This window comes from Immundisolibacter sp. (genome assembly GCF_028696615.1).
Lineage (GTDB): Bacteria > Pseudomonadota > Gammaproteobacteria > Immundisolibacterales > Immundisolibacteraceae > Immundisolibacter.
Map to the genome: position 1 here is coordinate 1 of NZ_JAQVGQ010000132.1, position 7,555 is coordinate 7,555.

The 7,555-nt window shown below is 72.5% G+C and carries 10 protein-coding genes; 5 read left to right on the top strand and 5 right to left on the bottom strand.

Features of this window, described 5'->3' with window-relative positions:
- The 5 genes from PHC73_RS09365 to PHC73_RS09385 form a co-directional block, all read left to right on the top strand.
- Nucleotides 1–469 (top strand): UTP--glucose-1-phosphate uridylyltransferase (locus PHC73_RS09365; RefSeq protein ID WP_300127049.1); only part of this gene is annotated, 469 nt, incomplete at its 5' end.
- Nucleotides 466–1,020 carry a hypoxanthine-guanine phosphoribosyltransferase gene (locus PHC73_RS09370; RefSeq protein ID WP_300127052.1) on the top strand — a complete coding sequence of 185 codons (555 nt, stop codon included), beginning with the start codon at nt 466–468 and terminating at the stop codon, nt 1,018–1,020. The genes PHC73_RS09365 and PHC73_RS09370, both read left to right, overlap by 4 nt.
- Nucleotides 1,017–1,757 carry an S-methyl-5'-thioinosine phosphorylase gene (locus PHC73_RS09375; RefSeq protein WP_300127055.1) on the top strand — a complete coding sequence of 247 codons (741 nt, stop codon included), beginning with the start codon at nt 1,017–1,019 and terminating at the stop codon, nt 1,755–1,757. Before PHC73_RS09370 ends, PHC73_RS09375 begins: the two co-directional genes overlap by 4 nt.
- A gap of 199 nt (nt 1,758–1,956) precedes the next feature.
- A complete protein-coding gene (locus PHC73_RS09380) occupies nt 1,957–2,616 on the top strand; it encodes a response regulator transcription factor (protein ID WP_300127057.1) in 660 nt (219 codons plus the stop codon).
- A 157-nt stretch (nt 2,617–2,773) separates the two neighbouring features.
- Nucleotides 2,774–3,082 (top strand): retention module-containing protein, encoded by a 309-nt coding sequence (locus PHC73_RS09385; RefSeq protein ID WP_300127059.1) that lies wholly within the window; start codon nt 2,774–2,776, stop codon nt 3,080–3,082.
- 82 nt (nt 3,083–3,164) lie between these two features.
- Here the strand turns inward: PHC73_RS09385 and PHC73_RS09390 are convergent, their stop codons facing one another.
- The 5 genes from PHC73_RS09390 to PHC73_RS09410 all read right to left on the bottom strand — a co-directional run.
- Entirely contained in the window at nt 3,165–3,890 is a 726-nt protein-coding gene (locus PHC73_RS09390; protein ID WP_300127062.1) for a polysaccharide deacetylase family protein, read from the bottom strand.
- Nucleotides 3,891–3,893: 3 nt separating this feature from the next.
- Nucleotides 3,894–4,955 (bottom strand): glycosyltransferase, encoded by a 1,062-nt coding sequence (locus PHC73_RS09395; protein ID WP_300127065.1) that lies wholly within the window; start codon nt 4,953–4,955, stop codon nt 3,894–3,896.
- 5 nt (nt 4,956–4,960) lie between these two features.
- Entirely contained in the window at nt 4,961–6,076 is a 1,116-nt protein-coding gene (locus PHC73_RS09400; protein ID WP_300127068.1) for a glycosyltransferase, read from the bottom strand.
- 7 nt (nt 6,077–6,083) lie between these two features.
- The gene (locus tag PHC73_RS09405) at nt 6,084–7,103 is read right to left on the bottom strand and encodes a glycosyltransferase family 9 protein (RefSeq protein ID WP_300127071.1); all 1,020 of its coding nucleotides are present in this window, start codon (nt 7,101–7,103) and stop codon (nt 6,084–6,086) included.
- Nucleotides 7,091–7,555 (bottom strand): O-antigen ligase family protein (locus PHC73_RS09410; RefSeq protein WP_300127074.1); only part of this gene is annotated, 465 nt, incomplete at its 5' end. The genes PHC73_RS09405 and PHC73_RS09410, both read right to left, overlap by 13 nt.

Consider the following 7,555-nt stretch of genomic DNA (forward strand, 5'->3'; position numbering starts at 1 on the left):
GTGCCTTAAAGACATGATCGACGTGTATCACCAGCGCGGCGCCAGCATCCTCGGCGTCGAGCAGATCCCGATCGAATACTCGCGCCGCTACGGCGTGGTCAAGCCGCGTCCGGTCGGCGACGGGCTGTACGAGGTGGACGACATCGTCGAGAAGCCGGCGCCGGAGCAGGCGCCGTCGAACCTCGGCGTGGTCGGCCGCTACGTGCTCACGCCGCGCGTGTTCGACCTGCTGCGCGCCACCCAGCGCGGCGCCGGCGGCGAGATTCAGCTCACCGACGCGCTGGCCGAGCTGATCAAGTACGAGCGCCTGTTCGCCTACGACATCCCCGGCCACCGCTACGACTGCGGCAGCAAGCTGGGGTATCTGGAAGCCACCATCGAGTACGGCCTGCGCCACCCGGAGCTGGGCGCCGAGTTCAAAGAATTCCTGCTCGAGCGCGCCGGCCAGGGCTTCGAGCCGCGCCGGTGAGCGACGCGCTGGCCACCGAGGCCTGGGCGGTCTATCGGGCCGCCGAGTGCCTGTTCGACCGCGCGGCGGTCGAAGCCGCCGTGCAGCGCCTGGCCGGCGAGGTGGCGGCGCTGCTCGGCGATCGCAATCCGCTGCTGCTGTGCCCGATGAGCGGCGGCGTGGTGCTGGCCGGCCATCTGCTGCCGCGACTCGATTTCCCGCTCGAGTTCGACTACGTGCACGCCACGCGCTATGCGGGGGCGCTCGCCGGCGGCGAACTGGCCTGGAAGGTGATCCCGAGCGCGACGCTCGCCGGCCGGCACGTGCTGATCGTGGATGACGTGCTCGACCGTGGCATCACGCTGGCGGCGCTGGTCGAGTTCTGTCGCCGTGAGGGCGCCGCGGCCGTGCACACGCTGGTGCTGGTCGACAAACAATGCCAGCGCGAGGCCGCCATCGAGGCCGACTTCGTGGGCCTCACGGCGCCGGATCGTTACCTGTTCGGCTGGGGCATGGACTACAAGGGCTACCTGCGAAACGCGCCCGGCATCTACGCGGTGGCGGGCACATGATCGCCATCCTGGGCGGCTCGGGTCTCGATCGCTGGCCGCAGCTCGGCCGGCTCGAGCCCAAGACCATCGACACGCCCTACGGCCCGCCGGCCGCCCCGCTGCTGTGCGGTGCAGTCGACGGCGTGCGCGTGGGCTTTCTGCCGCGTCACGGCCAGGATCACAGCCTGCCGCCGCACCGCATCAACTACCGCGCCAATGTTTGGGCTCTGAAGGCCGCCGGCGCGCGCGCCGTGATCGGCGTCGCCACGGTGGGGTCCATCCCGCCGCACATCGCGCCCGGCGCGCTGGTGCTGCCGGACCAGATCGTCGATTACACGCACGGCCGCGAGGGGACTTTTTTCGACGGCGCCGACGGCCGCGTCGAGCACGTCGAGTTCACCGAACCTTATGACGGCGCACTGCGCGCGGCGCTGCGGGAAGCCGCCACGGCCTGCGGCGTCGCCCTCATCGACGGCGCCACCTACGCGGCCACGCAGGGGCCGCGCCTGGAGACGCGCGCGGAAATCGATCGCCTCGAGCGCGACGGCTGTCATCTGGTCGGCATGACCGGCATGCCCGAGGCGGCCCTGGCGCGCGAGCTTGGCCTGCCGTATGCATGTCTGGCCGTGGTAGCCAACCGCGCCGCCGGGCGCGGCGCGCTCGGCGTGCTGGCCGAGATCGAACAGCACCTCGCCGCCGGCATCGCCGCCGCGCAGCGCCTCGTGCTGGCCGCCCTGCCGCGCATCGCGACCGACTGACCGCACGCCCCAGGGCGTTCCTGGGCGGATTTTTCGGCGTCGATCGAACGGCCGTCGCGGACTGGCGCCGCGACGAGCACGGGCAAACAGCCTTTTTTCGGCGGCCTGCTAAAGAATCCCCCGCCGCGGGCGATATGTTGATCAGCCATCCGTCCCGCCCCCTGCCGGAGGCGGTCGGCAACCTCGCGGAACACGCTGCATGATCCTGCTGGCGAGCGACGACGCCTCCCTGATGGACCGTTGGGCCACGGCGGTGCCTGGGCCGGCCGCGTCCATCCGGCGTGCCCGCCTGCTGGCCGAGGCCGAAGGCATCGTCGCCGGTCGCCGGCCGGCGGTGCTGCTGTTGGACTTGTCGCTCACCGAGCCGTACGGCACCGCCGCCATCGCCACCCTGCTCGAATTCGGCCCCGACACGCGCATCATCGCCATGAGCCGCAGTCCCAATGACGACGAAGGACTGGCGGCGCTGCGCGCCGGTGCCCGGGGTTATTGCAACGTCTACATCGAGCCGCGCCTGCTGAGCAAGGCGATCGACACCGTGCAAAACGGTGAGGCATGGATCGGCCGGCGGCTGACCGACCGCCTGGTGGCGCTGGTCGGCCAGCACGCACCGGCGACGATGCACGGCGACGGCGGACCGGACCTCGAACTGCTGACCGACCGTGAGCGCGAGATCGCGCAGCTGGTCGGCAGCGGCTGCAGCAACAAGGTCATCGCCCGGCGGCTTGGCATCACCGAGCGCACGGTCAAGGCGCATCTGGGCTCGGTATTCGCCAAACTCGGCCTGCACGATCGCCTGCAGCTCGCACTGCACGTCAGCGGCCGCCGGCACGCGCAGCCGGTCACGCGGGAGTTCTGACACACCAATGACGTCGTCGCTTGGCCTGTGACGCATCACCGGCCCGCGAGAACCGAATTTTTCGACACCCCACCAAAGTCCAATTGCCGCCTCGTCGACCTGATCGCATAGTGACGGCAGCCCGGCCCCCCGGCCGACCGCACGAGACACCACCGCCATGGAAACCATCGGATCGATCACCGCCATCGAAGGCCGGGTCACCGGCATCGCCGCCGGCGGCGCGGTGCGTGTTTTGCGGGCAGGGGACCCGGTGTACGCCGACGAGACGCTGATCACCGCCCTCGGTGCCGCGGTGGTCCTGCAACTGCGCTGCGGCAGCTCGCTGCGCGTAGGTGCCGGCCGCGTGGCGGTGCTGGATGCGGACGTGTACGAGGTCGACGACTCGGCCGACGACGGCGGCCTGCGCCTGGCCGATGTGCGGCGCGTACTCGAAGGACTGCCGCCGGCACGGCGGTCGGTGGCCTGACACTGGCCCGAGCCGACGGCACGTCTGCCGATCCCAGGGCATCCAGCCCCGGACGCAAACGGCCGGCGCATCGGCGCACCCATCACCGCTTGGGGTGCCGCTTCAGGTGCAGTTTCCAGGCCACGCCAAGCAGGCTGTCGCCGTAGGAGATCGCCTTGCGCGGCAGGCGCAGCAAATCCGCGCCCGCGAACGCACTCGCCCGGTCGCAGGTCACCGCGCTGCGGTAGCCGGCGGCGGCGACCATGTCCGTTACCGCGTCGTCGTAGCTGCCGTAGGGGTAGCAGAAATGTTCCACCGGCTCACCGAGCAGCTGTTCGAGGCGATCCTTGCTGTGGGCGATCTCGTTCCCCGCCTGCGCACGGTCGATGGCGGCCAGGCGCCGGTGGGTAAGGCCGTGGCTGCCGACGTCGATGCCGGCCCGGCGCAGCTCGCGCAAACGCGCCGCGCTCATCAGGGGCGGCGTGGCGCGGCCATCGACACCCAACCAGGCGGCCGACTGGCCCAGTCGGGCGGCAAGCACGTACACCATGGCCGGGAAGCCATAGCGGGCCAGCACCGGCAGCGCATACTGATAAAAATTCTCGTAGCCGTCGTCGAAAGTCAGCACCACCGAGCGCGCCGGCAGCGGCCGCTCGCCGCGCAGGCCGGCGATGGCGTCGTCCAGGCGCAGCACCGGATAGCGCAGGCGGTGCAGGTAAGCCATCTGCGCCGCAAAGCGGCGGTGATGGCAATACACGGCGCGGTGCGCGCGCATGGGCGCAAACGCACCGACCTGGTGATACATGAGGATGGACACGCCGTCCGGCATGCGTCAGATCCCCAGCAGCTGGCGGTACAGATCGAGATAGGCGCCGATCACCGCCTCGCGGCCGAAGTCGCGCGCGGCGCGCGCCCGCCCGGCGGCGGCCAGTGCCGCGCGCTGCGCCTCGTCGGCCAGCAGCGTGCCGATGCCGCCGGCGAGCGCGCCGACGTCCTCGCACGGCACCTGCAGGGCATCGATACCGGGGCGCACAAGTTCGCGCGCGCCGCGATTGGCCGTGGTCAGCAAGGGGCGGCCCTGCGCCCAGGTCTCGAGGATCACGTTGCCGAGCGCCTCGGCCGGCCGCGAGGGAAACACCACCAGGTCCGCCAGCGCGTAGAACGGCGCCGGATCGTCCGCCCAGCCGGCGAAATGCACCCGCCCGCCAACACCCAGACGCTCGGCCTGCGCCTGCAGGGCTGGGCGCAGTGGACCGTCGCCGAGCAGCACCAGCGCCGGCGGCCGTCCACCAATCTGCGCCGGCAAGCGGGCGAATGCCGAAAGCAGCACATCCCAGCCCTTGACCGGCACACAGCGGCCGACCGCCAGCAGCAGCCAGGCATCCGCCGGCAGTGGCAGGCCGGCACGCAGGCGGGCCAGCTCGTCCGCGCAACAGCGCCGTGGCGGGTCGACGAAATTGCCGATCAGGTGCACGCGCCGCGCCGGCAGGCCGGCCGCGAGCAGGTGATCGGCCAGACCGCGACTGTTCACCACCAGGGCATCGGCATGGGCAAAGCCGGCCGGCTTGTAATAGCCGCCAAGGCGCGCCACGTGCACCCCACCCCGCGGCACCCGCGTCAGGCGCGTGGCGCGGCTCATCCAGGTCTGCACCAGGTCCGGCCGCAGCCGCTCGAGTTCGCGCCGCAGCTCGAGGCGCGACAGCGGATCCCACACCGTGCGCAGCGGCAGTGAGCTGCGCGGAATGTCCGCCGCCAACGCCTGCGCCAGCGCGGCGCCCTGCCGCAACACCGCGTGCACGGCGCAGCCACGCTCGGCGAGCCCCGGGCACAAGCGACTGAAAAAGCCCTCCGCGCCGCCGAGCCCGCGGCTGGCGATGACCTGAACCGTGCGCACGCCAGCTAGTCGGTGGTGGCCAGGCCCGGGCGCGCCGCAGCGGCGGCACCGCCGAGCAGACGCCGGTATACGGCGACATTGCCGGCCACCATGGCCGGCACGGAAAACTGCTGCTGCACCCAGCGCCGGCCCAAAAGCCCCATCCGCGCGGCGGCCTGCGGATCGTCCAGCACGCGCGCCAGGGCCTGCGCCAGCGCGGCGGCATCGCCCGGCGGCACGAGAAAGCCGTTGTCGCGCACCACCTCCGGAATGCCGCCCGCGGCGCTCGCCACGATCGGCACGCCGCAGGCCGCCGCCTGCAGCAGCGACACGCCAAGCCCCTCCCGTTCGGCCGGATGCACCAGCACGTCCAGGCATGGCAGCAGGCGCGGCAGGTCGTCGCGAAAACCCAGCAGGCGCACCCGCCCCTGCCAGGCGCGGGCGGCGATGGTGTCGCGCAGCTGCGCCTCGAGCGGCCCGCGACCGAGCAGCAGCACCTGCGCCTGCGGGTGTCGCGCCCACAGCGCCGGCAAGGCCGCCAGCAGGTGGTGATGACCCTTGCGCGGGATGAGCTGCGCCACCATGCCGATCACCGGCGCCGCCGGCGCGATGCCGAGTTCGCACTGCAGCCACGACCGGTCGCGCTGCGGGCGGTAGACGGCGGTGTCGACGGCGCTCGGCACGCAGCTGATGCGCTCGGGCGCCACGCCATCGGCCTCAAGCGCGGCGACGATGCCGCGTGAGATGGCGATCACGTGATCGAACAGCGCGTACTTCAGTGGCACCAGCGCACGCGGCTCGCGGTTGTCCACGCGCCGGGACAACAGCACCGGTACGCCCGCCAGCCGGCCGGCGATGCCGCCCATCACATCCGCGCCGCGCCGGCTGTGCAGGTGCAGCAGGTCCGGCCGCTCGCGCCGCAACACCCGCCACAGGCGCCCGGCAAGGCGCAGGTCGAGGTCGCCGCCCACCTCGCAGGCATACACGCGCGCCACCGCCTCGGCCGCCTGCGCGAGCGGGCTGCAGGCGTCGCACAGCAGCACGTTGTCGTGGCCGAATGCCGCCAGGCCCTGCATCAGGTACTGCACCTGCAGCGCGCCGCCGTACAGGTGGCGACCGGTTTCGACGTGGAGGATTTTCATGCGGGCTTCATGCCAGGGCAGCCTCGGGTGGGATGGCGCGCAGCACCTCGTCCACCCCGATGCCGCCCAGGCACGCGTAGGCGCCGCCACAGGTGGGCGAGCGTTTGCAGGGCGCGCACGGCAGGCCGCGGTAGAGCACCGCAAGTGGCCTGCCGGGCGCGGCGAGGTAAGGACAGGTGGAGCCGAACAGCGCCAGCGTCGGCACGCCGGCGGCGACGCCCATGTGCGTGAGGCCGGTGTCGACGCCGATGACCAGCCGCGCGCCGGCCACCAGTGCGGCGGCGGTGGCGATGTCGGTGCGGCCGGCGAGATCGACCGCCGCGCCGGCGGCACCGATACGCCCGGCGGCTGGCCGGTCGGCGGCTGCGCCGAGCAGCAGCGGCGTCAGACCAAGCTCGCCGCGCAAACGCGCGGCCAGCGCCCGCCAGGCGCCCTCCGGCCAGTGCTTCTGCGGCCGGGTGGTGAACGGCGCGAGCGCCGCATAAGCGCCGTTCACGCCGGCCTGCTGCAGCAGTGCGCGCGCGGCGGCGCGAGCCGCGTCCGTCAGCGGCAACTGCGGCTGCGGCGCCGGCAGGCCGAGCGCCTTGGCCAGATGGTTGTATTCGGCGGCGAAGGTCTTGTCGGACGGCGTGCAAAGCACACGCGTCATCAGCCAGCCGCTGCCCTCGGCCGGGTCCACAGCCAGCCGCTCGGCAGCACCGCACAGGCGCACCCACAGCGCACTCTTGAGCAGGCCCTGGGCGTCGATGGCCAGATCGAAGCGGCCGCCACGCAGCGCCTTGATGAAGCCGCGCACCGCCCGCCACAGTTCGCCGTAGCGGCGCCGCTGCCCGAGCAACCGCCACTGCCGGCGCGGCCACACGATCACCTCGTCCACGTCCGGATTGGCCGCCGGCAGCGCCTCGAAGCCCTCCTGCACCAGCCAGGCGATGTGCGCACCCGGATGGCGCGCGCGCAGCGCCGCCGGCAGCCCGCCCGCCATCACCACATCGCCCAGCGCCGACAGGCGCACGATCAGGATGCGCACGGCGCCTCCTGGCGCGGCAGGCCGAGACCGAACGCGATGCCGGCCAGCAGCGCCACATAGAGGCGGAAATCGAGCCGGAACAGCCGAAAGTCGAACAGGCTCCAGACCGCCGTCAGCACCAGCACGCCGGCCAGAAACCGCGCCAGATCGGCCAGCGCCGGCTCGTCACGGGCGCGGCGCGCCACGCCGGTCGCCAGCGCCGCCACCACCGCCGCCGCCAGCGCCAGCCCAACCAGCCCGAAGCGCAATGCCAGCTCGGCGTAGGTGTTGTGCAGGTGCGCAAGCTGCCCGAGCGCCGGGTCGCCGGCACCGGCCAGCAGCGCCTCGCCGGCCTCGGCACCGTGACCGAACCAGGGCCGCTGCCGGATGGCGTCGGCCGCCAGGCGCGAGGCCTTCAGGCGCAAACCGACCGAGTTGTCGGGCATTTGCCGCCAGGCCGCGTCGGCGGCCAC